Genomic DNA, 21,812 nt, shown 5'->3' on the forward strand with positions numbered 1-21,812 from the left:
CCCGAGCAGGAACAGCCGCCGCACCGCCACGCCCCGCCCGCGCAGCACGTCCAGCGCGTCCGCGAGCCCGCACAGCATGCCCTCGAACGCGGCCCGCGCCAGATGCTCCGCCTTCATCGACTCCCGCCGCAGCCCGGCCAACGTCCCGGCGGTGTGCGGCAGGTTCGGCGTCCGCTCACCCTCCAGATAGGGCAGGAACACCAGCCCGTGCGCACCCGGAGTCGACTTCATCGCCAGCTCGGACAGACTCTCCAGATCGGGCAGCCCGAGCAGCTCGGTGGCCCCGCGCAGAGTCCGTACGGCATTGAGCGTGGTCACGACCGGCAGATGCATCCCGGTCGCGTCGGCCAGCGAGGTGATCATCCCGCTCTGGTCGACGAGCGCCTCGTGATGTACGGCCATCACGGACCCGGAAGCACCGAGCGACACCACGGCATCCCCGAACCCGATCCCGAGCCCGAAGGCCGCGGCCATGGTCTCGCCGGTCCCGGCGGAGATCAGCAGCCCCTCCGGAGTCGTACCGGCGGCGTCGGACGGGCCGATCACCTCGGGCAGCATGGCCTGGTGACCGAGGGCCAGCTCGACGAGGTCGGGCCGGTAACCGCCGCCGGCCGCGGACCAGTAGCCGGTCCCGGAGGCCCCACCGCGATCGGTGGTCCGCCTGACGGGCCGCCCGAGGAGCTGCCACACAAGCCAGTCATGAGCCTGCATCAGGGCGGCCGTACGCCGCGCGTTGTCGGGCTCGGTCCTGTTCAGCCAGCGCAGCTTGGTCACCGGCTGCGCGGCCTGCGGAACACAGCCCACCGCCTGCGCCCACGCCTCGCGCCCACCGAGCGCGTCGATCAGATCGGCGGCGGCGACCTGTGCCCGCTTGTCACCGCCGACCATCGCGGGCCGCACGGTGTTGCCCTGCGAGTCCAGCGGCACGAGCGCGTTCTGCTGCGCGGACACGCCAATGGCCTGCACACCTTCGAGCAGCCCCCCGCCGGCCGCCTCGCCCAGCGACAGCAGCCAGGCCTGTGGATCGACATCGGAGGGCCGCCCGCCGCCCTCGGTCTCGGTTTCGACCGGATGCGGCGCGTATCCCTGCCTGAGCACGGACCCCGTGTCCGTGTCGCAGACGACGATACGAGTGAAATCGGGCGAACTGTCCAACCCGGCGACTATCCCCATGGCGGAAATTCTGCCGTACGGCGGGAGGTGACCGCGCCGACTCGGGACTCCAGGGGCTCCCTACGTGTTACTGGTGCCCCAGTCGTCCCCGCCCGTGCCGTTCGCGTTGCGCTCACGCAGGGACCGTACGCGCTCGGCCACCGAGTCCGGGACCCGGTCGCCGACCTTGTCACTGACCGCGTGGTACGCCTTGCCCGCGAACTGGCGGCCCTGCTGCGCCGCCGACTCGGCGGTGTTGCGCACGGCCGGGTTCTGCGCGACCTGACGCGCCGACTTCTTCAGCTGCTCGTAGCGTTCGCGTCCGGCCCGCGTGCCCAGCACGTAACCCAGAGCCAGTCCGACGACGAACGTGAGCTTGTAGCGCATGACGGCCACCCTTCCCTTGCGTAGGTCCCTCGCGGGTCTCCGGCGCGGCATCGGTGCCGGGGGAACCGATTGGCGGAGCACCCCCCTGCTTGCGCTAATGTATGTGTCGCAGCGAGCGCACGCCCCCTGGCGAATACCCGGGTAGGTACGATCGATGCAACGAGGCATTCCCCTGTAGCTCAATTGGCAGAGCAGCCGGCTGTTAACCGGCAGGTTACTGGTTCGAGTCCAGTCGGGGGAGCTTCGATCTTCCGTAGCTCAATTGGCAGAGCAGCCGGCTGTTAACCGGCAGGTTACTGGTTCGAGTCCAGTCGGGAGAGCAGGCACTTGGCGAGTGGACGAGGACCCCGTTGGGGTCCTTTTTCATGTCCCCCGGAACCGCTCGGGGCAGGCCACAGTCCTCATGGTCGTGCGAAGTCGACCATCCGAAGCAGGAGATCGTATGAGCGGCTATGCTGCGGCAGACGGCGCGCACAAATGTGCGCGACGCGCCGTAATGGGGCGGTAGCTCAGCCGGTTAGAGCAGCGGACTCATAATCCGTCGGCCGTGGGTTCGAGTCCCACCCGCCCCACCTGCGCAGGTTTTGACCTGCGGAAACGTTTGTTTTTGGGTGTTGGAGCGTCAACTTTGCCTGGGCGGACTGGATCTGCTGCTCGTGGGTTTGGGGCCGGGTCGGTCTGCGTCACCTGGTGGCCGCCTGACCTGTACGAATGCGCCAGGCGTGTGGCTGGGGAGACCTGTTCTGCGGGGCCGTGCCGTGGTGGTGGTACGAATTGAGGCCATCCTGAGGCCGGTGGCAACGAGGACAGGGCTGTCGACGGGTCTGCGCTCCGGCCGGTGCAGGTGGCTCGACGTGTTCGATGTGGCGGTTGTCTGGGTTCGCGGCACGCGAGAGTGTGCGTCGCGGTGGAGCCAGGAACTGCCCTAAGAGGAAACGGCCCCGGGCGGTCACTTGGTCCTCTCGTGCGGTGCTCCGTGGTTCATGCGGTCAGGACATCGGGGTGGTCGAAGACGCGGCGCGTCCAACTGCTCGGGTTACGGACCGCCGGTAGCTGAGTGTGTTCCGGTACGCGGTCACTGTTGGTGTGCGACAGTCGGTGGCTTCGGTGAACGTGCTCAGATGGATCATCTCTGCTCGTGCGGAGAGCGCGGGCAGACGGTGCCCGGACAGCCTGCGGTCACCGGATCACCTCCGCTCGCGCGGAGAACTGGGCACCATGACGGAGCGGAGCTACGTAATGTTGTGCCACTCCCGGCGTGCGGTGACCAGCGAGCGCCACCGTGCCCGCGTGGCTGTCTCCCCGTCGAGCCAAAGGGGTGGATTGAGGTGGCCGTAGGAGAGTGGGAGGTCAGCCATGAAGGACACGAGATCGATGTAGTACGCGTAGTCGCCGCCACGGGTCAGCACTTGGAGCCGGGCGAGGACGTCTTCCACCTGGCTGAGGCTGCCGCAGACGGCGTAGTGGAAGCCGAGGGTGAGTTCGAGGGAGGTCTGAGCTGCCCTGATGCCGACGTTGTCGATCTGCGTGCGTAGCCGCTGGGCATGGTTCTCAATGTCAGTGCCGCGCGTTCCGGCGGCGCGGACAAGTACGGCGATCTGGGTGGTGAGGGTGGTGGCGCGTTCGTCGTATCCGGTCAGAAGCCGTTGCGCGAGGTCGAGTTCGTCGTCGGCAATGGCTGGGTCGGTGAACGCCAGCACCCAGGCTCGGTGGGCCTGGGCGATAGCGCGTTCGCCGGCGTAACCGAAATTCTCGGCTTCGGTGCGGTGGGCTTCGTACGCGGCGGCTGCGCGTGGCATGTCGCCCTGTACCCAAAGGACGTCGCCCTCGATGCGGTGATAGCGGCCCGGCCAGCCGACGATGCGCGCGGTGGCCAGGGCGGTGGGGAAGTCGCCGACACAACGGGCGAGGTGGGCAAGCTGTCGTCGGGCAGCGGAGGCGAGGCGGCCACCGCCGTCGGCGATCGGCTGCATGATCTGGTGGGAGGCGGTGCTGCGGCCAAGGTCCCGCTCGGCTTTGGCCCGGTAGTAGAGAGCCATCTCGTGCAGATCAGCGGGCAGCAGGCCGGTATCCGTGACCGCAGTGAGCCGGGTGACGCTGTGCTCGCGGTGTTCGTACTGGCGCCGGGCCAGTGCGCTGAGCGTTTCCACCAGGGCGTCCGCCGGAGTCTGAAGCGTGGTTGCGGGCGGCTCCGGCTCTGTTGGTGGGGCGAGGGGTTCCCAGACAGAGTCGCTGATGTAGCTCCAGGCGGCGTCCGCGAGCCACCCGGGGTCAAGGTGGAAGTCGCGGGCGAGGCGCAAGCCTTGGCGCAGGCAGCCGACCAGCAGCAACCGGTCCCGAGTGGCGCCGGTTCGCCACCGCTCTCCGATCGTCTCGAAGGCCCGCGCGGCGGCCTGCTCCCAGTCGCGGGGTGACCAGCGGTCGTCGGTCTGGTCGTCAGCGGTCCGGATCGCGGAGCTGATCACCGCGTGCAGGTGGTAGGGCCACAGGGAGGTGCCGCGCAGGTGCTCGAGAACGAAAGGCCGCTCGATCAGGCGCAGGGCGGCGGCTTCATGGGGCATGCCCGCAGCTTTGGTCGCCAAGGCGATGTCGAAGCTGTCGAGTAGTGCGACGGAGCGCAGTACGTGCCGCTCGTTCGGGGTGAGGTCGCGGACGGTGCGGGCGATCAGCGCGGGGAAGGCGACGTCGAAGTCGGCCGGGCGCGGTTCGCGGACACGTCGTATCTCTAAGAAGCGCAGGACGGCCAGGTCGAGGAAGAGAGGAAAGCCGTGGGAGCGGCTGGCGATCACTTGGCGCGTGGCAGCGTCAACGAGCGGCTGACCGTTGCGGGACAGCCGCCGGACGAGGTAGTCGTGGCAGTCCTCGGGGGTGAAGTCTCCGATCAGTACCTGTCGTGCGCCATACGTGCGGGCCGACAGAGCGTCGGGGGTGACAAGGTTCGGCCAGGCGGTCGGACCAGTGAAGTCAACTTGCCCCTGAAGGGCTTCATCGGCCCACTGCAGACGGTTGCGGCCGGTGACGACGAAGAATGCGTTCGGCATGAGCCATACGAGTCGCTGCAGCAGTCGCTCGAAGTCGCGGTGGATGCGATCGCCGATGTCTTCAAAGGTGTCCAGCAGGATCACAGGCACCATGCGTGCGGAGGCGGGAAGCTGGGCGAGTTCCCAGGCCAGCAGGTGCGGATAGTAGGAGAGCGTGTCCAGGTCGGGTTCGGCTTCCAGTAGGTCGGCCAAGCGGGCGCAGCCGGCGAGCGCGCGTACGGTCTTCCGGTGTTCGCGCAGGGCGCGGACGAGCGTCCTGGTCACCTCGCCGACGACCGAGCCGAGGGTGCCGGGCAGTAGAAGCATCCCGGCGACATCCGCCAGAGCGGATTGCAGCTGCTGCGGCAGGGCCTGTCCGACGTTTGCAGCGAACCCGCGGCGGCGCAGGTACTCCTCCATTGGCTCGCCGGGGTGCGTCTGCTCCCAGTAGTGGCGCAGTGCCAGGTCGAATGCGGGAAGCGGGCGGCCGAGCCGGGTGAGCGCGAGCCGGATTGTCAGCACGACCCGCTCGAAGTCCATGCCGGCCGAGCGCGCGAGGTCGACGCGGATGGGAAGGACCTGCTCGCGGAAGGCCGGCTCGCCCCACTGCGGGGGCCGGTCCTTGTCGCTCGCAAGCGCCGATTCGATCCTGCGGGACAGCGTCGTCTTTCCGATCCCGCCCGCACCGTGCAACACGAGCACGTTGGTACGAGGCGCTTCAAGGTCCTCGACGTTGAAGCCTGGAGCTGCGACGTGCGCCAGATGTGCCGCGAGCGCGGATGTGAGTGCCGACCACTGTGCCTGACGGTTTGTGAACACCTCGTTGGTGTCCACCCCTTGATCGTTCGAGCTGAACAGTGCCCGCAAATCCCGCCCCGCCACGGCATCCCCCTGGAAACTCCCTCATAGCGTATCGACTGGTCTACTGGTTGACTTGCAATTGCCGCTCGATTGTTCTTCCGAACATGCCACCACGGCAGCACGCTTCAACCAACTGCGCCGGTCTCGGTCGTAGGCCCGGGCACCTCTCCGTACCGCACAGGCAGGGCTGACGGCGTGCCTGTGTCAGCGAGCCGAGGCGATTGGCGGCGCGTCGGCAGCAGCGGCCACGCCAGCCAGGTGATCTGCACGAACTCGGCCCGTACTGCGGTAACGCCGCGCGCAGCCCCCGCTGCACGGTGAGGAACCTCGCGGCCTCCTCCTCGCTGTACGGTCGCTGCTGCTCGCCGACCAGAGCCTGCACAGCGCCGACCGGGTGGATCCACGCACCGTCGGCGCCCCGCTCGTTGCGGTAGACAGCCCTCCCGTTAGGCCGCATGACGACCATGGAATCGAGCAACTGCGCGTGCTCGGCGGCCCGGACGGCATCCGCCATGGCGACGAAGCACGCGTCGTGCCCGGACGCTGTGGTGAACTGAGCCGGAAGGTTCTCGCCGATCGACTCGGCGTACCGCACCACAGTGCCCTGCCGACTGTCCGCTGCCCGAACGCCCAGAACGACGGGCTCCACTCGGTATCCCGCCTCGTGGTAACGCGCGGCACCCGCCAGACACTGTCCGGCGCTGCCGGGAGCCATTTCGACCACTGCGTCGCCGCGCTGGGCGCGCACGTATGCCTCGGCCTTTTCCTGCCAGGCCTGGTAGTCGGCACGGATCCGGGCGCCGGCCATCCGAGGACTCCCCTTGAGCAGGCGGGCACATAGTCGGGATGGGCCGCTTTGAAGTCGTCGCCCGCGATCGCCGTCGGCCGCCAGAGATGCAGGGCTTGGCGGACCAGACGGGACTTGCCCGCGCCTGGCTGAGCCAACACGTACACCACGAGCGGTGCGTCGTGCGTGGTGATGTCGCCGAGCGTGGGCACGATCAACTTACGGAAGATCCAGCGGTGTTCATCGACCGATAGGCGGTGGTAGTCGACCCCGTCGACCCCGGGCGGCGGGACGATGGGCTGCGCGATGCGGCGCACCGGCTTGGACAGAGCAAAGACCCGCTTGAGGTCACCGAGTACCGCCAGGCGCTGAACGGCCGAGACCCGCAGGTCGACGAGCTGCTCCGCGGTGCGGGAGAGTTCCCGACGGAGCTGCCACGTCTGTTGTGCGCTCCAAGGCCTCGCGTGCTCCGATGCAACCGCCTGCGCCGCGGCCGTCGGTCATCTCCATGCACCCGCGACCAGTTCGTTGCGGTAGAGCACTTCCATACCGCGCCGGAACACCGTGATGCGGTCGGCCAGCCGCTCGCCCTCGGAGCCGTCGGCGAGGACTCGGCCGCCGCGGCAGGAGGACCCTGCAGCTTCACTCCGACGACAACTGTGCTGATGGCTGACGGCAAAACCAAGGCCATCGGAAAGATCAAGGCCGGCGACAAGGTCCAGGCTGCCAACCCCAAGACCGGCAAACATCAAGGTGCCCGCACCGTCCAGCACGTGTGGATCAACCACGACCACGACCTGCTCGACGTCACCATCCGCACGAAACCGGCCACACCGCGACCATCCACACCACCGCCAACCACCCCTTCTGGGACGACACCAAGCACACATGGGTCCCCGCCGGAAAGCTCCATCGCGGCGACGCCCTCAACACGGATGCCAACGGCCACGCATACGTCGTCACGACCAAATCCACGCCTGGTACAGCGGACCGCTGGAACCTCACCGTCCAGCAACTCCATACGTACTATGTACTGGCGGCTGGGACTCCGGTACTTGTGCACAACTCGATGGAAAAGTGCTCCGACGCAGCTTTCCAGACAGTGCTTCATAATGAGCAGGAAATCATCGACGGGAAATCGAGCCACATTATCCCTGGAATGGACTCCAGAACACCTGAAGGTGCGGACGCACTCGCCGATTATGTGGATCACGTAACCAGCACGCCCGGAACCCCGCTGCTCAACGGTGGGGGTGAGGCTTGGTATGATGCCGACAGGGGTCTGTACATCTTCCGGGGCGGCACCCCTGCTGTCCCTAGCGGATCAGTTTTCCGCGCTTCGCCGGAGTATTTCACCAACAAAACCGGGGTGCAGATCACGAGATGAATCTCAATTGGTCCGGCGAAGAGTACGAGATGCTCCTCGCGTCGCCACGTGAGCATCAGTTGATACGTGACGCGATCGTGGAGGCTGGCTACGTCGTAGGCGGGCTCCCCGAAGCAGACTGGGTCGCGCGGCTCGGGCGCACTAAGGCCGAGGTAGAGGACTTCCTCAAGGGCTGGGGAGAGTTCCTCCCCTCCCGGAATCTCTCGGTGGCCGACCTGGAACTCATCAGATCGTGCTTCGCGGAGACGCTGGAATTCTTCTCCGACGCAGAATATCAAATGCGGATGAACTGGACAAAGAGGGAGTCCTCTGTCGCGCTCGCCGGACTGCTGGATGATCGGAGAAAGATCACCATCGACCGGCAATGGGGATGAGCCTGACCAGCCATCCGCCCGCCTACGGGTGCCGAAAGCTCCGTACGTGGGTTGCGACCTTGCCCGAGTGGGTCGGGATGGCATTACTGATCTCGGCTCGTGGTTTCCGCTGCCCCCATTCCGGCCTTCGAAGACTTTGCGGAATTCGACGGGCTCGCTGTAATAGCTTTTCATATTTAGCGCGCTCCCTGTTCTTGAATCGAACCGGTATTGCAATCAGAAGCCCCACCAGAATCTGTTTCTGGTGGGGCTTCTGGGGTGTTCGACGGCAGTAGTTGACGGCAACGTCAGCGGACGGGCGCGGCGAAAGGGGTAGCTCGTCGCCGTCGTCGGGTCGGGTGATGGACTCGGGCTCTGCTTCATCGCCCGCATCACCGGCGGTCGACTGGAAATCTCTGACGAGTCCACCGAACTTCGGTTCGTGATGCCTGAAGAGATAGAGCAGTTGCCGATGCACCACACCCAACGGCTCAGGCTTCAACACTTTTTGGAACAGCGCGAGAATCCGTATCTGGGCTGAACCGTCTGACGGCAGCAGTGGCGGCAACAACCCCGCACAATCACGAACGCCCGCGCACTTCACCGGACCAGCAAACCGCGCTTGACCTGAGGAAAAGTAGGTAGAGGGGAAGGTTCAGTCCGCGCAGCACGCGTACTGTGTGCTTGTCGGCGAGACGCCCGTCCTCGTTCACAATTCCAGCTGCCCCAGGGGCAGGGTCATTGGAAACAATGCGAAGCTAGGGGGGTCTGGTTTGAATTTCCTCAGGAACATTCGAATAAGCTAACGTAAGAGCATTAATGGGCGGAGAATGTAAAGTTTCTTGACAGGGGCATAGAGGAGGGTGTCACATTCAGGCTGGCTACTCCGATAGAAAATTCGAAGCTCGATTCCATATATCATGGTGAAATTAATCACCTGTTGGGTAAGGGGGTACGCTCAATTCGATAGGTGATTCCTTGGTCCCCGGAAGGTGAATATCTTGGCTGAGCAGAATCTGGTAAGTGACCTATCCGAATGGCTGCTGGGGCGTGGATTCGTCATGACGGAAGACCGCCAGGTGGGCGGGTTCGAAGACATCCTGCTTCGTTTTGCTGGGGAGGGATGTGAGGTGAATTTGGTACGGCAGAGGGGAAAGTGGGGGATTACTCTGGCTCCGCCTGGTGGCGAGCCAAAACTCTACCCGCAGATTTGGCGTTACTATCTCGACAGCGTTCCTCTTCAGGAGACGCTAGCCGGGCGGGCTGAGTCTTTCGAATCGGAGGTATCCTTCGTTCGGGACAGGCTGGATGAAGTTATTGTTGCTGTGCAATCTGATCGAAATGTCGGGGATCGTCTTGTGGGTATCAATTGGGCGATAGTCAAAGACAGGCTCGGCCTGGATCCAGGTATGCCGAGGCCTGGGCAGCCGGGATTCGGCAATTCGTGACCTGACGGCTGCCTGCGGCTTCGTATCCCGCACCCCGATTTCGCTAAGCAACCTCAAGTCCCTGCGCCCAGCCGCGTCACTGTGAGCAGGGGCGGCAGGCCTCCTTCCAGCAGCGGTTACGGCAGCACGTGCACATGCAGCCCCGCCGCACCGGACCAGACGTTCCCCTGAATCGCCGCCCCGGCGACGCGAGGAGCGTGTGTGGAGGAATGGTCAGAGCTGTGCAACCGACGATGATCGTTTACGCCTGGAGCGCGGTCTTCTGCTTGAGGCGTTCGTAGGGAGTCTGGCCGCCGAGACCGCCATGGGGGCGACGGTAGTCGCAGTAGTCTTTCCATTCGCGCAGCTTGTCGTTGAAGACCTCGGCGTCGTCGATGATGATGCCTTCCAGGAGCTGGTAGAACTCCTCGCCGTCGATACGGTGAGAGCGTTCGGACTTCCCGTTTAGGCGCGGTGTGCGGGGCTTTATGCAGGCGTGGCCGGTGCCTTTGACGAGCACGTGGAAGTGGAAGGCGGACTGGAACTTGGCTCCGGTGTCTGTCTGGATCACTTCCACCTGGAACGGCAGCCTCTGCAGGACGTAGTCGACGAACTGGATGGCAGTGGTCTGGTTGAGCGTCGGATAGACGAGGTCGCGGCACAGGCCGGAGTGGCGCGGCGTACGGCGTTCAACCACTTCCCCGCGAAGGCTGGCATCGCTGCCGAATGGGCGGTCCGGCGTGGCGAGATGGCCTTCGCCCTGGTCCGCGATGCCGAACGGTCCGCGGCGGACCGGGTGCGGGCGTATTTCCACGAACTGGCCCTGATGATGGAGCGCGACTGGGGCGAGACCCGGCAGATGACGACCGGATGGCTGTGCGGATACGGCGTACCGCACCATCGCTCGCGGCTCGCTGGAGAACTGCGCGACTGGCTACGCGACTGGTTCCAGGAACCGCCGGGTGACGGATTCGCAGAGGGGCTCCCCGACCCCGCCCTGGCGACCGACGTGCTCTATGACGTCTTCCAGGGCGCGCTCCTGCGGTGGCTGCCGCGGGAGGAACTGGCCCAAGGAGAGTTCTCGACCGAGGCGGACGCGGCCATCGGGCTTGTACTGGCCGGCATGGCGGGCGAAGCGGCGGGACGAATGCGTTCTCGGCCCGCGAGCTGAGCGGTTCGCCTGTGATTGGTGGTATTCGGCCGGTTTGCTCGATTGGGGATGACGAACGCAACTCCTGATGATCAAGGTTCTCGAAGCCCTGGATCACGAAGAGGGGTCGCGTTCGCGTGCCGTCCTCTCTGATCGATGTCCTGCAGCACCATCGCAAGGACACCGCTTCCATCCGCTTCCAGCCGCCCGGAACCGAAGCCGTCACAGCTCGCCTCCCTGGCCGACGTGTTGAGCCGGCTACCTGATCCCCGTCGGGCCCGGAGTCGCCGCTACCGCCTAGGCTCCCTGCTCGCGCTGTGCCTGATCGCCGTCCGCGGCGGAGCTGCATCCCTGGCTGCCATCGCCCGCTTCACCGCCGATACCGACACCTACCTGCGCGAACAACTCGGGCTGGCCTCCAGTGCATCCAACGCCTCGATGCTGGGACGACCCCGGCATGAACTGTCGCTCCCTGTTGGGGGCATGTTGTCGAGCGCGAGGGTGGCTGCGAGAACCGCAACTGCTCCGATTATGACTTCAGTGGTGTATGCTACCAGTGTAATAAATTGCAGATGGGGGACGCGTGCATGGCTTGGAAGATTGTCGTGGTCGAGCCGGCTCTTTCGTGGCTTCACGGCCTGCGTCGTACTGGCCGTGACACTCTGATTCAGGTCAGCCAGGCTGTCACTGCCCTTCAGGAGGAAGGTCCCGCGCTGGGTCGGCCTCTGGTGGACACGATCAAGGGCTCGGCGTTGTCGAACCTCAAGGAGCTTCGTCCCGGCTCGGCGGGGGCGACTGAGGTGCGGTTGCTGTTCGTGTTCGACCCGGACCGGCAGGCCGTGATCCTGGTCGGCGGTGACAAGGCGGGCAATTGGTCCGGCTGGTACCGCGTTGCGGTGCCACAGGCTGAGCAGGCGTACGCGGAGCATCTGAAGCGAATCGATGGAGAGGACGGGGCACGATGACTGATCACCTCAAGGACCCGCAGGCCGTCTCCTGGGGAGACCTGGCCAAAGATTTCGCCTTCACCGATGCCGAGAAGGAACAGATCCAGAAGGGGGCGCAGGCAATGGTCCTGGCCTCTCGTGTGCACCGCCTCGCCGAGTTGCGGAAGCGGCAGCACACCACGCAGGTCCAGGTTGCCGAAGCCATGGGTGTCACCCAGGCCCGCGTCTCACGCATCGAGAAGGGTCAACTGGAGCGCAGCGAGGTCGACACTCTCGCCGCCTACGTCAAGGCGCTCGGCGGCAAACTGAAGATCGTCGCTGACTTCGGTGACGAGACCTACGTCCTCGGTTGACCCGATCGACAGGCTGAGGTCCGGGATCATGCACAGCCCGGTAGACGAACTCGTCAGGGACGAAGCTCCACCTGGGACAAGGGGGGAGCATCATCTCGTCGGTAAGGGAATCCGCTGTGCGAGGGTTCCATCCCCCTGGCTGAACTGTACGGACGCGGCTGCTGCTGTGGTGAGCGTCCAACTCATCGCCCCCCAGGGGCCATTGAGGGTCCACAAGGACAGGAACAGGCCGACAAGCACTGCGTAGGGCTGACATTGATCAGCACGTCTGACCTGCAAGAACGGCGTGAATCGGCACTGATCGACAAGGGCCGCCAAGATCCTCAAACGACTCATAATCCGTCGGCCGTGGGTTCGAGTCCCACCCGCCCCACCTGCGCAGGTTTTGACCTGCGGAAACGTTTGTTTTTTGGGTGTTGGGGCGTCAACTTTGCCTGGGTGGACTGGATCCGCTGCTTGTGGGTTTGGGGCCGGGGTGGTCTCCGGGATCCCGTAGCCGGACGTGCGTGACCCTTGCCGTGTCGAGGAGATCCGTGAGGCGTTCGGGTCTCGCTGCTGGGTCCCGTACATGAGTGGTGCCCCAGCGATGGAACGGCCTACGGCACTCCTTTCGTCACGGTAGTGAGGGCGGGTTCGATGCCCGGCGGTGCGCGGTCGAGATGCTGCCGGAGAAGGCGGCGAACGCCGGGAGCGTGCTGGAAATCCTGACCAGGATGATCCTGTCCGCCCTCGCCGAGAAGATCGCCGAGGGCGGACAGGACGCTTTGCCGGCCGACACACGCCAACCTCGACGAACAAGACCTACGCCGACAACGCGAGCCGTCCGGCGGAACGGCAGGCGGTCTGATGCCCGGACGAGGAGGACGCAGGTCCCGGTAGGCGGCGAAGCCGCGTGAGCGGGGCAGGCCGGTGTCCCGGATCGGGACGCGTGAGTTGATCTACGTCAATGCCGAGGGCACGGCCATGCGGCGCGTGATCCGCCGGGACAACTGTCGGTGCTCGCAGTTGGTCGTCCAGCCGTCGCACGCCGCCGGGCTACGGCCTTGACGAACAGCCGGACCCAAACGCGCGTGACCGGGCTGCTCGCCGAGTTCACCGACGGCTGCCCGGCGGCCCGGGGGCTGGAGGCGGCCGTAGCACGGCTGGGCGGAGCGGTCATCGACCTGACGGAGTGATCTCCGCCTTCGAGACGGACGTGCAGGGCGGTCACCTCGCCGACTCGGCACGGCCTCACTCGGCGAGTCCTTTCGGCGATCCGTCAACCGTCAACTCAGACGGGAAGTTCGGTGATGCTGAGGGCGAAGTCCAAGTTGCCCACGCCGTGGTTGGCGAGGCCCACCGTGACCACGCCCGCTCCTTCCAGCCAGTGCGCCATTTTCAGGCCGCCGACGTCCAGCGGGCGCAGCCCGAGGCTCTCGATGAACGCCTCCACACTCGCCTTGGCCTGCGCACTGTCGCCGGCGATGAAGACGTCGGGCCGACCCTTCTCCAGGACCTGACGGAAGACGGTGTTGAACGCCTTCACCACGCTGGCGCCGGCCGGAGCGGCCTTGGCGACCTCCTGCGCGATCGAGGTCTCCTCGCGGTGGGCGAGCCCGTCGAACGTGGAGTTGAAGGGATTGCTGATGTCGACGATGACCTTGCCCGCGAGAGCGTCTCCGTACTGGGCGACGACCGGCACGACACCGTCGTACAACAGGGCCACGATGACGATGTCCCCGGCCGGGGTGGTGCCCCATTCTCCTGTTGTGGCGCCGTCGCCGAGAGCCTTGGCCAGGTCGGTGGCCTTGGACTGATCGCGGCCCATGACCTCGACGGTGTTGCCGCCCGCTATCGCCCGCGCGCCGATGGTGCGGGCCATGTTCCCGGTGCCGATGATGCTGATGCTGCTCATGAGATGTCCTGCCCTGGTTGTGGGTTGTTCGGTTCAGACGGCGGTGGTGCCGCCGTCGGCGACGAGTTCCATGCCGTTGACGTAGCTGGAGTCGTCGGAGGCGAGGAAGAGGGCGGCGGTGGCGATCTCGTCGGGGCGGCCCATCCGGCCGCGGGGGATGAGGGACTCGAACTGGCGCTTGGTGGCCTCGTCGAAGAGTTCTGCCTGCTTGGCGGTGGCGACCTGGCCGGGGGTCAGGACGTTGACGCGGATGCGGCGGTCCTTGAGTTCGTTGAGCCAGACGCGGGCCCAGGCCTGCTGGACGGCCTTGCTGCCGGCGTAGACGCTCCAGCCGGGGAAGGCGCCGAGGGAGGCGTTGGAGCCGGTCATGAGGATGGAGCCGCCGTCGTTGAAGAGCGGGAGGGCCTTCTGGACGGTGAACAGGGTGCCGCGGGCGTTGAGCCCGAACCAGGTGTCGAACTGGGCCTCGGTGATCTCGCCGAGCGGGGCGGGCTCGCCCCCTCCGGCGCTGGCCCACAGGACGTCGAGGCTGCCCTTCTCCCGCTTGACGGTGTCGTACAGGCGGTCCAGGTCATCCAGGTCGGCGGCGTCGCCCTGGACGCCGGTGACGTTGCGGCCGATCTGCTTCACGGCTTCGTCCAGGGCGTCCTGGCGGCGGCCGGTGATGAAGACGTGCGCTCCTTCGTCGACGAACAGCTTCGCGCCGGCCAGTGCCATGCCGGTGGTGCCGCCGGTGATGACCGAGACCTTGCCGTCGAGCTTTCCCATGGTCATTCCCTTGGGTCGGTGGTGCCGTGTGTACCTGGGGCGACGGCGTTAAGTACACCGCCCTGTGTGCTTACGCTATGGGGCGGGCAGCCGGGACGCAACTATGTACACCGGTCGTTACCCAACGGGGGTACCATGGCGCCATGACGGAGTTGGAGAAGGGCCCCACGGGCCGCCGCCGCGGCCGGGGCGCCCGCGAGCGCATCCTCGGCGCGTCCCAGCAACTGTTCCGCGAGCAGGGCATCAACCGCACCGGCATGGACCAGCTCTGCGCGGCGGCCGAGGTGTCCAAGCGCACGGCCTACCAGCACTTCGGCGGCAAGGACGAACTCGTCGCCGAGTACCTGCGCCGGTTCGACCCCTCCGTTCTGTCCGGCGTGTTCGACCGCACCGACCTCACGCCCCGCGAACGGCTCCTCGCCGCCTTCGACATCCCCGCCACCACCCCCCTGTGCCCCTACATCGCCGCCGCCGTCGAACTCCACGACCCCGAGCACCCCGCGTCCCAGTACGCACGCGACTACAAGAAAGCCGTCGCCGCGCGGCTCGCCGACACCGCCCGCGAAGCCGGCGCCGCCGACCCTGAACAGCTCGGCGAGCAGCTCGCGTTGCTCATCGACGGCGCCGCGGCCCGCACCCGGGTCCTCAACGCCGACGCCTTCCCCACCGCCGCCGCCATCGCCGCCGTCCTCATCGACAACGCCATCCCCGCCACAGCCGGCGATGACCGACGACGGGACGAAGTGTCGAGTTGACGTGGCAGATCGCGGCCGGGCTGGACGGGCTACCGGTCACGCGGCTGCACCGGCCGGCACGCGATCCAGCCGCCCGGCACCTGGCAGGCGGCTTCTGCCGCGGCCTTCCATTGCAGGCTTTTACGGAACTGGCCGCCCCGCCTGACTGTTGAAATCTCGGCCACGTCGGCCCCGAACGAAGGCCAACAGGCGGGCGGCCAACACGTCCGGCTGGAACCCGCCGTCGGGTTCTGGATCCCAGGGACCTACTCCCGACTTCCGACGCTACGAACGGCGGACCGTCGGTGGACGGCTCCGCTCCGACGGCAGGGCGATCAGATGAACGGGGTCAGCCGAACTGCTCAAGCGGGCCCTGTGACGCCATCGCCTCCGAGCTGCCACATCTCATAGTTCCCACATTCGGCCGTGATCTCGGCCGTCGACCGAGCCGCAGTGACGAAGTCATCCACTACCGGCGAGGTGTGCGATGCCGCCACCGCGAGGCACACCTGGTCGGGCGCCAGTTCCGGGATGGGCACATAGACGACGTCCGGATGCGAGTAGAACACGGACGCCGAACGGGCCAGGAAGGAGATGCCCCGTCCGGCCGCGACATGCTCAAGCGTCTCGTCCACCCCGCGCACCGGGTACCCGGCATTGGGGTGCGGGCGCTTGGTGGGCTGCGTGCTCGGGTCACCGTGCCAGACCAGCGGTTCGCCGGCCAGTTCGGCCTCGGTGACCTCCTCCTTGCCGGCCAACCGGTGTCCGGCGGGCAGGACCGCTACCCGCGGCTCGGCATACAGCGGGGTGACGCGCAGGCCGGCCTCCTCGATGGGCAGCCGTACATAGCCGACGTCGATGCGGCCGTCGAGCAGCATCGCGGCCTGGTCGTCCCCTTCGATCCGCTGCACGTCCACGACCACGTCCGGGTGTCGGTCCTCGAATGCCCGCGCCGCCGGGGTGACCGGGATGCCGGCCCGGAAACCGACCATCAGCCGCCGCTTGCCGCCGGCGACCGCGGACACCCGGCGGCGGACCGCGTGGGTTGTGGCGAGCAGCGGACCGGCGTCGGTCAGCAGTTGCCGGCCCGCGTCTGTCAGCTCTACGCCGTGGCGATCCCTGGTGAACAGCGAGGCGCCGAGATCCTGCTCAAGCGCGCGGATCTGCCGGCTGAGCACCGGCTGCGCGATATGGAGCTCATCGGCGGCTCGGCCGAAATGCAGCCGGTCGGCCACGGCGACGAAGTAACGCAGTTTGCGCAGATCCAAATCCAGATCCATGGCATCTCCCGGCCTGGTGATGCCTTCAGGGTATCACCACAGCTTCAAGAGGTCTTGGACACCAACTCAGACCTGATGGCAGCCTGAAAACAGACGTTTAAGGGCGCCGGAATTCGACCCGAGAATTCGACCAAATAATTCGACACCGGAAGTTGACGGCAGGGCCAAAGCCCGGAAAGCAGGAACACCGATGAGCGGCATCAGCATTATCGGACCGGGAAATATGGCCCGTGCTTTGGCCGGCCGGGCGCTCGCCGGCGGCAACGCCGTCGAGATCATCGGCCGCGACCCGGCAAAGGCCAAGGAATTGGCCGCCACGCTCGGCGGCGCCACAGTCGGGACGGCCGGGGCCGCCCCGACCGGGGACATCGTGATCCTCGCCGTGCCGTACGCCGGCGCGGCGGCGGTGGTGAGGGAGTACGGGGACGCACTGAGCGGCAAGATCATCGTTGACGTCACCAACCCCGTAGCCCCCGACCTGCAGGGCTTCGTCGTCCCCGACGGCAGTTCCGGCGCACAGGAGATCGCCAAGGCGGCTCCCGACGACGCGCATGTCGTCAAGGCGTTCAACACTGTGTTCTCCCACGTTCTGGCGGCCGGACCGGCCGAGGGCCGCCCTCTGGACGTGTTCATCGCCGGCGACGACGCGCAGGCGAAGGCACGCGTCTCGGCGTTCGTCGAGAGCTTGGGGCTGCGCCCGTGGGACATCGGGGAGCTGTCCATGGCGCGGGCACTGGAGAATGTCGGCCTGCTGGAATTGGGTCTCATGAACCACTCCGTCAAGCACGCCAATTTCTCCCTCGGCATCACCCTTCTCGGCTGAGCGCACCTCTACCGCCACCTCTCGTGCCGCATTACGTCAATTCACTTACGGCACGAAAAGACCCTGCACCTATCCTTATAAGGAAAGTCAAATGCGCGTTTTCGTCGCTGGTGGGACCGGCCATTCCGGTTCGTACATCATCCCCGAGCTCATCGCCGCCGGGCACGAGGTCACCGGCCTGGCCCGGTCGGACGCTTCCGCGGCGGCCCTGTCCGCGCTCGGTGCGAAGGTGCGTCGCGGCGACATCCAGGATCTCGACGGGCTCAAGGAGGCAGCCGCGGACTCCGACGGCGTCATCCACGTCGCGCACAGGCAGGATCTGCTGCCCTCCGGCGGGCTCGACGCCGTGGCCGCCGCGGAGCTCCCGATCATGCTCGCGTACGGCGAGGCACTCGCGGGAACCGGAAAGCCGCTGGTCGCGGCAGGGAGCATTGGCTCACCCGGGCAGCACCTGGGTCGGCCGGTCACCGAGGAGGACCCGGCCCTCCCCGCCGGCGAGGAGCATAAAGGCACCCTGCGGGTCCGCAACGTCGTGGAAAGGGCCGTTGTCGACCTCGCCGACCAGGGGGTGCGGTCTTCGGTCGTGCGGATCGCCAACATCGCGCACGGCACGACCGATCGTGCCGGCTTCCTCCCCGTGCTGATCGCGCTAGCGAAGGAAAAGGGGTTCGTCGGCTACCCCGGCGACGGCGCGAACCTGTGGAACGCCGTGCACATCCGCGATGCCGCCACCTTGTTCCGCTTGGCGTTGGAGAAGGGGCCGGCCGGCAAATACTGGCACGCGGTCGATGACGGGGGCATCCCGTTCCGCGACATCGCCGAGGCCATCGCCGGCCGCCTGGGCCTGCCCGCCGTAAGCGTTCCCAACGATGCCCTGATGACGCCGGGGTACTTCGGGTTCCTCACGAATATCGTCACGCAGAGCTACCCGGCGTCCAACCTCATCACCCGTCGGACCCTCGGCTGGGAACCCGCCGGGCCCGGCCTGCTCGCCGATATGGACAACGGCCATTACTTCCCCGCCGGCTGACGGCAGGAACCCGGATCGCAACGAGCCCGGCAACCGGCAAGTCCGGCTCTTCTTAAGGACGTTGAGATGGTGACGACGGTGGGATTCATCGGAAGCGGAAGCATCGGCAGGACCATCGCGCAACTCGCTGTCGGGGCCGGGCACCAGGTGGTGCTCAGCAACTCGCGCGGTCCCGAAACGCTCGTGGACACGGCCGCGGAACTGGGGCCGCGGGCGTCCGCGGCGACGAGCGAAGAGGCCGCGGCGGCCGGTGACATTGTCGTGGTTACGGTGCCGGTCAGTGCCTTCCCCCACGTGCCCGCCGCGCCACTGGCCGGGAAGACGGTCATCGACACCTGCAACTACGGCCCCGAGCGTGACGGGCACATCCCCGAGCTCGACAACAAGTCCCTCACCTCAAGCGAGCTGCTTCTGCGGTACGTCCCGGACGCCCTGCTCGTAAAGGCGTTCAACAACATCTTCTTCAAGCACCTGCTGTCACTCGCACGCCCGGCCGGGGCGGCCGACCGCTCCTGCCTGCCGATCGCCGGTGACTCCGCACCGGCGAAGGCGGCGGTGACCGAATTCATCGACTCCATCGGCTACAGCGTGGTGGACGCGGGGACGCTGGCCGACGGCTGGCGGCAGGCGACGGGCACGCCGGTGTGGGGAACGCCGTACGGGCCGTACTCGAACGAGAAGGGCCGGCCGGTCGGCGAGGACGCCATCCGCGCGGCACTGGCCACCGCAACGCGGTAACCGTCAATTATCGCGGACCGTGATGTGGTCCGGCCGTGCCATGCCCCCGCCCCGGGGATACCGGGCGGGGGCCTATTTCGCACGCAAAGGCGTCGAATCCGGTAAAGGGTTTACCCCTGCGTCTCGTCGCGCGGAGTCAGGTTCGACGTCGCCGGATCAGGTCGGGGACTGCTCCCTGGGCGGCCAACTGCCCGCGCAGATTCGACGTTGCTGGGTAGTGAGGCCCGTGGCGCGGTGCTCTTCGATGAGTCCGAGGTGCCTGCCGTGCGTGATGATCGCCGCGAGTGACATCTTCCAACGCTGCTTCAGCGGCATCTTCGTCTGCCTCGCCCGTGGTTCCACTGGATGACGTGGGGGATCGGCTCGGATTCGGGAAGGTCGAGTGCCTGACGGGTCTGCCGGGCAGCCTCTTCGGGGCTGATGTCCTGGCGCCCGCACCAACATCCTGCGCGCTTCCCTGGAGCGGCCTGTTCGTGATCGATGGTCGCATCCAATGTTGGTGATGTATCTTGAGTGCATACATCGTGGATGTTGGAGGTGTCCGATGTCCGTCACGCAGATTGATCTCGACGACGAGGCGCTGGCCGAGGCCATGCGGCTCATGGGTGTCACGACCAAGAAGGAGACCGTTAACGCGGCCCTTCGGGACTATGTCGCGCGGATCAAGAGGCTTGAGGCTGCGGAGAAGCTGGCCGCGCGGGGCGCGCGTGGAGAGTTCGAGCAGGCCGCAGCGGCGCATGACGCTGAGAAGCGTGCGCGACGCGAGGCCCTCGGGTGATCACGTATCTGGTGGACACCTCGGCTCTGTGTCACCTGTTCCGTACCCCGGGTGCACTGCGTCCCTGGGAAGGACACATCGCCGCCGGAGTGTTCCACCTCTGCGAGCCGACACGTGCCGAATTCCTCTACTCGGCAACCAGTCCTGCCCACCGGGACGAGCTGGCGGAGGAGTTGGACGCGCTCTGCGTGCTTTCGCCCGTTCCGAAGAATGCCTGGCGTTGGGTCGACACCGCCCAGTACAAGCTGACGCAGCAAGGCCGGCATCGTGCAGCGGGACCGATCGACCTGTTGGTGTGTGCGACCGCGGTCCATCACGGGCACACCGTCCTTCACGTGGACAACGACTTTGTGACGGTGGCCGGAGCGCTCAAGGAACTTCAGCAGCGAGACGTACGAGTCTGACAGCCCGTGCGCTGACGGACGTTCGGGCGCAACCTTCGGGTGTTCTGGCGTGTCCACGTTGTGTGCTGACGATACGTAGAACATGGCGGACAGCGGCTGCCGCCGCTTTCGCGATCGCCGCTATGGCGGTCGCGACCCCGGCCGCGCACGCCGCCGGAACGACGCTCGTCCTGGACGCTCAGGAGAACTACTACCTCCCCACAGGGGGCGAGGGCCCGAACCTGGACCTCGGCATCACGGCCTCGGGCGGGGACGCCCATGACGTCTCGGTCGTGGTCGACGCGTCGTCCCTCGCCGGGAAGGCGACGATGGTGGTCACGGGGGACTGCGTGAGCACCGGCACCCTGAAGGTGAGGTGCGACGTGGGCCCGCTGACGGGCGGGGAGTCGATCGACCCGTTCTTCCTGAAGCCCACCGCGGCCGCCAAGGCGGGTGACACCGGTGCCATCACCTACACCGCGACCGCCTCCGACGCGGCCACCGTGACGGGGAGGACGGACGTCCTGGTCGGCGGGCCGAAGCTCGTCTCCCGGCCCTACCCGGCGCTGAAGGGCATTGCGCCCGGCGCCGTCTTCGAGCGCACCCCGGCCTTCGCCGACACCGGCACAGCCCCCGCCGACAAGGGCGTCATGCTGCTGGTGCAGGACTCAGATGGCGTCTCTCTGGCCCGTGACCACTCCAACTGCCACTACTCGGACCAGCCCGACGTCGGCGCCTGGTGCCGGTTCGACACCCCGGTCGCGCCCGGCGCGGCCTACGAAACGGACGCGCCGCTGCGCTACACCGCCTCCAAGGACACGATGTACGGCTACAACACCTACGTCGTGTGGCCGGTCGGCGGCACCCCGCCCAGCTCCTTCGACCCGTCCGACTTCCCCGGGACCGGCACCGGCGCGCCGCTCGGCCTGAAGTCCGTCGCCTCCGGCTCCGGATTCACCGGCTCCGGGTACGGCACCTTCGCCACCACCCAGCACGCCGACTACGAGGCGCTCGGTGACACGGTCGAGGGCAAGGTCGGCGAGACGGTGGGCATCACCCTGGGCGTGCGGAACAACGGGCCGGGCCGGATGGACTTCCGGTGGATGGACGCCGACAACTCCGGCACGTTCGTGGTGACCCCGCCCGCCGGCACCACCATCACCGGTGCCCCCGGCCCCGGCGAGCAGGGCGACCCCGGGCCGCTGTGGAACTGCACACCGGGCAAGGCCGGCGCGAAGAGCTACACCTGCGACATCGCCAGCACGGACTTCCGGCCGGGCGCCTTGGTGACCCAGGAGTTCACGGTGCGCATCGACCGGGTCGTCCCCGGCGCGCGGGGCAGCGTGCGGGCGGTGGAGAACCCCGAGTACCCCAACCGTGACGACGACGCGGCGAACGACACCGAGGCGATCACGGTGAAGGCCACCGGCTCGGCGACATCCAGCCCGTCGCCCAGCACATCCGCATCCGCATCCGCATCCGCATCCGCGTCCCCGTCGGCCACGGCCACCGCGAGCCCGTCCAGCTCTGGGGCGGGAACCAGCGGCGGGACGACGACTG

22 protein-coding genes, 3 tRNA genes and 2 pseudogenes are annotated in these 21,812 nt (G+C 66.8%); 18 read left to right on the forward strand and 9 right to left on the reverse strand.

From position 1 onward, the window contains the following. Both R6V09_RS17915 and R6V09_RS17920 read right to left on the reverse strand, forming a co-directional pair. Positions 1 to 1,173 (reverse strand): xylulokinase (locus tag R6V09_RS17915; protein WP_317882412.1); only part of this gene is annotated, 1,173 nt, incomplete at its 3' end. 60 nt (positions 1,174 to 1,233) lie between these two features. Further along, positions 1,234 to 1,539, reverse strand: a complete 306-nt coding sequence (locus tag R6V09_RS17920; RefSeq protein ID WP_043676690.1) for a hypothetical protein — start codon at positions 1,537 to 1,539, stop codon at positions 1,234 to 1,236. A gap of 168 nt (positions 1,540 to 1,707) precedes the next feature. On the opposite strand from R6V09_RS17920, the gene R6V09_RS17925 reads away from it, so the two are divergent. From R6V09_RS17925 to R6V09_RS17935, 3 genes are all read left to right on the forward strand, one after another. After that, positions 1,708 to 1,780 (forward strand) — tRNA-Asn (locus R6V09_RS17925). Positions 1,781 to 1,786: 6 nt separating this feature from the next. Beyond that, positions 1,787 to 1,859, forward strand: a tRNA-Asn gene (locus tag R6V09_RS17930). A gap of 178 nt (positions 1,860 to 2,037) precedes the next feature. Continuing rightward, positions 2,038 to 2,111, forward strand: a tRNA-Ile gene (locus R6V09_RS17935). Between the two features lie 660 nt (positions 2,112 to 2,771). Here R6V09_RS17935 and R6V09_RS17940 read toward each other — a convergent pair. The 3 genes from R6V09_RS17940 to R6V09_RS17950 form a co-directional block, all read right to left on the reverse strand. Next, the gene (locus tag R6V09_RS17940; protein WP_317882413.1) at positions 2,772 to 5,393 is read right to left on the reverse strand and encodes an ATP/GTP-binding protein; all 2,622 of its coding nucleotides are present in this window, start codon (positions 5,391 to 5,393) and stop codon (positions 2,772 to 2,774) included. An 88-nt stretch (positions 5,394 to 5,481) separates the two neighbouring features. Continuing rightward, complete coding sequence (locus R6V09_RS17945) at positions 5,482 to 6,228, reverse strand: zeta toxin family protein (protein WP_442810079.1); 747 nt, start codon at positions 6,226 to 6,228, stop codon at positions 5,482 to 5,484. Positions 6,229 to 6,707: 479 nt separating this feature from the next. After that, positions 6,708 to 6,980, reverse strand: a complete 273-nt coding sequence (locus tag R6V09_RS17950) for a hypothetical protein (protein ID WP_317882414.1) — start codon at positions 6,978 to 6,980, stop codon at positions 6,708 to 6,710. A 2-nt stretch (positions 6,981 to 6,982) separates the two neighbouring features. Between R6V09_RS17950 and R6V09_RS17955 the strand changes: the two genes are divergently transcribed. The 4 genes and pseudogenes from R6V09_RS17955 (at position 6,983) to R6V09_RS17970 (ending at position 9,395) form a co-directional block, all read left to right on the forward strand. Continuing rightward, a complete protein-coding gene (locus R6V09_RS17955; RefSeq protein ID WP_317882415.1) occupies positions 6,983 to 7,594 on the forward strand; it encodes a polymorphic toxin-type HINT domain-containing protein in 612 nt (203 codons plus the stop codon). Next, on the forward strand, positions 7,591 to 7,968 hold the full coding sequence (locus R6V09_RS17960; protein WP_317882416.1) for a hypothetical protein: 378 nt from the start codon (positions 7,591 to 7,593) through the stop codon (positions 7,966 to 7,968). The genes R6V09_RS17955 and R6V09_RS17960 overlap by 4 nt, the downstream gene beginning before the upstream one ends. Before the next feature lie 352 nt (positions 7,969 to 8,320). Beyond that, a pseudogene (locus R6V09_RS17965) lies at positions 8,321 to 8,488 on the forward strand (DNA mismatch repair protein MutT); the annotation flags it as partial. Positions 8,489 to 8,948: 460 nt separating this feature from the next. Then, positions 8,949 to 9,395 carry a hypothetical protein gene (locus R6V09_RS17970; protein ID WP_317882417.1) on the forward strand — a complete coding sequence of 149 codons (447 nt, stop codon included), beginning with the start codon at positions 8,949 to 8,951 and terminating at the stop codon, positions 9,393 to 9,395. Positions 9,396 to 9,636: 241 nt separating this feature from the next. Here the strand turns inward: R6V09_RS17970 and R6V09_RS17975 are convergent. After that, a pseudogene (locus R6V09_RS17975) lies at positions 9,637 to 10,023 on the reverse strand (integrase core domain-containing protein); the annotation flags it as partial. A 147-nt stretch (positions 10,024 to 10,170) separates the two neighbouring features. Between R6V09_RS17975 and R6V09_RS17980 the strand changes: the two are divergent. From R6V09_RS17980 to R6V09_RS17990, 4 genes are all read left to right on the forward strand, one after another. Further along, positions 10,171 to 10,545, forward strand: a complete 375-nt coding sequence (locus R6V09_RS17980; RefSeq protein ID WP_317882419.1) for a hypothetical protein — start codon at positions 10,171 to 10,173, stop codon at positions 10,543 to 10,545. Between the two features lie 135 nt (positions 10,546 to 10,680). Then, complete coding sequence (locus R6V09_RS54645) at positions 10,681 to 11,190, forward strand: transposase family protein (protein ID WP_442810080.1); 510 nt, start codon at positions 10,681 to 10,683, stop codon at positions 11,188 to 11,190. Beyond that, complete coding sequence (locus R6V09_RS17985) at positions 11,112 to 11,489, forward strand: type II toxin-antitoxin system RelE/ParE family toxin (RefSeq protein WP_317882420.1); 378 nt, start codon at positions 11,112 to 11,114, stop codon at positions 11,487 to 11,489. Before R6V09_RS54645 ends, R6V09_RS17985 begins: the two co-directional genes overlap by 79 nt. Further along, a complete protein-coding gene (locus R6V09_RS17990; protein ID WP_317882421.1) occupies positions 11,486 to 11,824 on the forward strand; it encodes an XRE family transcriptional regulator in 339 nt (112 codons plus the stop codon). Before R6V09_RS17985 ends, R6V09_RS17990 begins: the two co-directional genes overlap by 4 nt. A 1,270-nt stretch (positions 11,825 to 13,094) precedes the next feature. Here R6V09_RS17990 and R6V09_RS17995 read toward each other — a convergent pair. Beyond that, entirely contained in the window at positions 13,095 to 13,718 is a 624-nt protein-coding gene (locus R6V09_RS17995) for an NADPH-dependent F420 reductase (protein ID WP_317882422.1), read from the reverse strand. A gap of 33 nt (positions 13,719 to 13,751) precedes the next feature. Further along, the gene (locus R6V09_RS18000) at positions 13,752 to 14,486 is read right to left on the reverse strand and encodes an SDR family NAD(P)-dependent oxidoreductase (protein ID WP_317882423.1); all 735 of its coding nucleotides are present in this window, start codon (positions 14,484 to 14,486) and stop codon (positions 13,752 to 13,754) included. A gap of 143 nt (positions 14,487 to 14,629) precedes the next feature. On the opposite strand from R6V09_RS18000, the gene R6V09_RS18005 reads away from it, so the two are divergent. Then, positions 14,630 to 15,241, forward strand: coding sequence for a TetR/AcrR family transcriptional regulator (locus R6V09_RS18005; protein WP_317882424.1), 612 nt, complete (start codon positions 14,630 to 14,632; stop codon positions 15,239 to 15,241). A 341-nt stretch (positions 15,242 to 15,582) separates the two neighbouring features. Here the strand turns inward: R6V09_RS18005 and R6V09_RS18010 are convergent, their stop codons facing one another. Next, positions 15,583 to 16,494: a LysR family transcriptional regulator gene (locus tag R6V09_RS18010; RefSeq protein WP_317882431.1), complete on the reverse strand. Its 912-nt coding sequence runs from the start codon at positions 16,492 to 16,494 to the stop codon at positions 15,583 to 15,585. Positions 16,495 to 16,690: 196 nt separating this feature from the next. On the opposite strand from R6V09_RS18010, the gene R6V09_RS18015 reads away from it, so the two are divergent. The 6 genes from R6V09_RS18015 to R6V09_RS18040 all read left to right on the forward strand — a co-directional run. Then, positions 16,691 to 17,323 carry an NADPH-dependent F420 reductase gene (locus R6V09_RS18015; protein WP_317882425.1) on the forward strand — a complete coding sequence of 211 codons (633 nt, stop codon included), beginning with the start codon at positions 16,691 to 16,693 and terminating at the stop codon, positions 17,321 to 17,323. A gap of 91 nt (positions 17,324 to 17,414) precedes the next feature. Next, positions 17,415 to 18,353: an SDR family oxidoreductase gene (locus R6V09_RS18020; protein WP_317882426.1), complete on the forward strand. Its 939-nt coding sequence runs from the start codon at positions 17,415 to 17,417 to the stop codon at positions 18,351 to 18,353. 78 nt (positions 18,354 to 18,431) lie between these two features. Then, positions 18,432 to 19,091 carry an NADPH-dependent F420 reductase gene (locus R6V09_RS18025; protein ID WP_317882432.1) on the forward strand — a complete coding sequence of 220 codons (660 nt, stop codon included), beginning with the start codon at positions 18,432 to 18,434 and terminating at the stop codon, positions 19,089 to 19,091. 544 nt (positions 19,092 to 19,635) lie between these two features. Further along, positions 19,636 to 19,869: a type II toxin-antitoxin system VapB family antitoxin gene (locus tag R6V09_RS18030; RefSeq protein WP_317882427.1), complete on the forward strand. Its 234-nt coding sequence runs from the start codon at positions 19,636 to 19,638 to the stop codon at positions 19,867 to 19,869. Beyond that, entirely contained in the window at positions 19,866 to 20,273 is a 408-nt protein-coding gene (locus tag R6V09_RS18035; protein ID WP_317882428.1) for a PIN domain nuclease, read from the forward strand. The genes R6V09_RS18030 and R6V09_RS18035 overlap by 4 nt, the downstream gene beginning before the upstream one ends. Positions 20,274 to 20,395: 122 nt before the next feature. After that, a partial coding sequence (locus R6V09_RS18040; RefSeq protein ID WP_317882429.1) for a hypothetical protein occupies positions 20,396 to 21,812 on the forward strand: 1,417 nt, incomplete at its 3' end.

The organism is Streptomyces sp. W16 (assembly GCF_033194735.1).
Lineage (GTDB): Bacteria > Actinomycetota > Actinomycetes > Streptomycetales > Streptomycetaceae > Streptomyces.

Coding starts and splice junctions, on each gene's coding strand:
- R6V09_RS18005 (WP_317882424.1), top strand. CDS start 14,630: ATGACGGAGTTGGAGAAGGGCCCCACGGGCCGCCGCCGCGGCCGGGGC.
- R6V09_RS17995 (WP_317882422.1), bottom strand. CDS start 13,718: ATGAGCAGCATCAGCATCATCGGCACCGGGAACATGGCCCGCACCATC.
- R6V09_RS17960 (WP_317882416.1), top strand. CDS start 7,591: ATGAATCTCAATTGGTCCGGCGAAGAGTACGAGATGCTCCTCGCGTCG.
- R6V09_RS17945 (WP_442810079.1), bottom strand. CDS start 6,228: ATGGCCGGCGCCCGGATCCGTGCCGACTACCAGGCCTGGCAGGAAAAG.
- R6V09_RS18020 (WP_317882426.1), top strand. CDS start 17,415: ATGCGCGTTTTCGTCGCTGGTGGGACCGGCCATTCCGGTTCGTACATC.
- R6V09_RS18030 (WP_317882427.1), top strand. CDS start 19,636: ATGTCCGTCACGCAGATTGATCTCGACGACGAGGCGCTGGCCGAGGCC.
- R6V09_RS54645 (WP_442810080.1), top strand. CDS start 10,681: ATGTCCTGCAGCACCATCGCAAGGACACCGCTTCCATCCGCTTCCAGC.
- R6V09_RS18000 (WP_317882423.1), bottom strand. CDS start 14,486: ATGGGAAAGCTCGACGGCAAGGTCTCGGTCATCACCGGCGGCACCACC.
- R6V09_RS17985 (WP_317882420.1), top strand. CDS start 11,112: ATGGCTTGGAAGATTGTCGTGGTCGAGCCGGCTCTTTCGTGGCTTCAC.
- R6V09_RS17920 (WP_043676690.1), bottom strand. CDS start 1,539: ATGCGCTACAAGCTCACGTTCGTCGTCGGACTGGCTCTGGGTTACGTG.
- R6V09_RS17990 (WP_317882421.1), top strand. CDS start 11,486: ATGACTGATCACCTCAAGGACCCGCAGGCCGTCTCCTGGGGAGACCTG.
- R6V09_RS18015 (WP_317882425.1), top strand. CDS start 16,691: ATGAGCGGCATCAGCATTATCGGACCGGGAAATATGGCCCGTGCTTTG.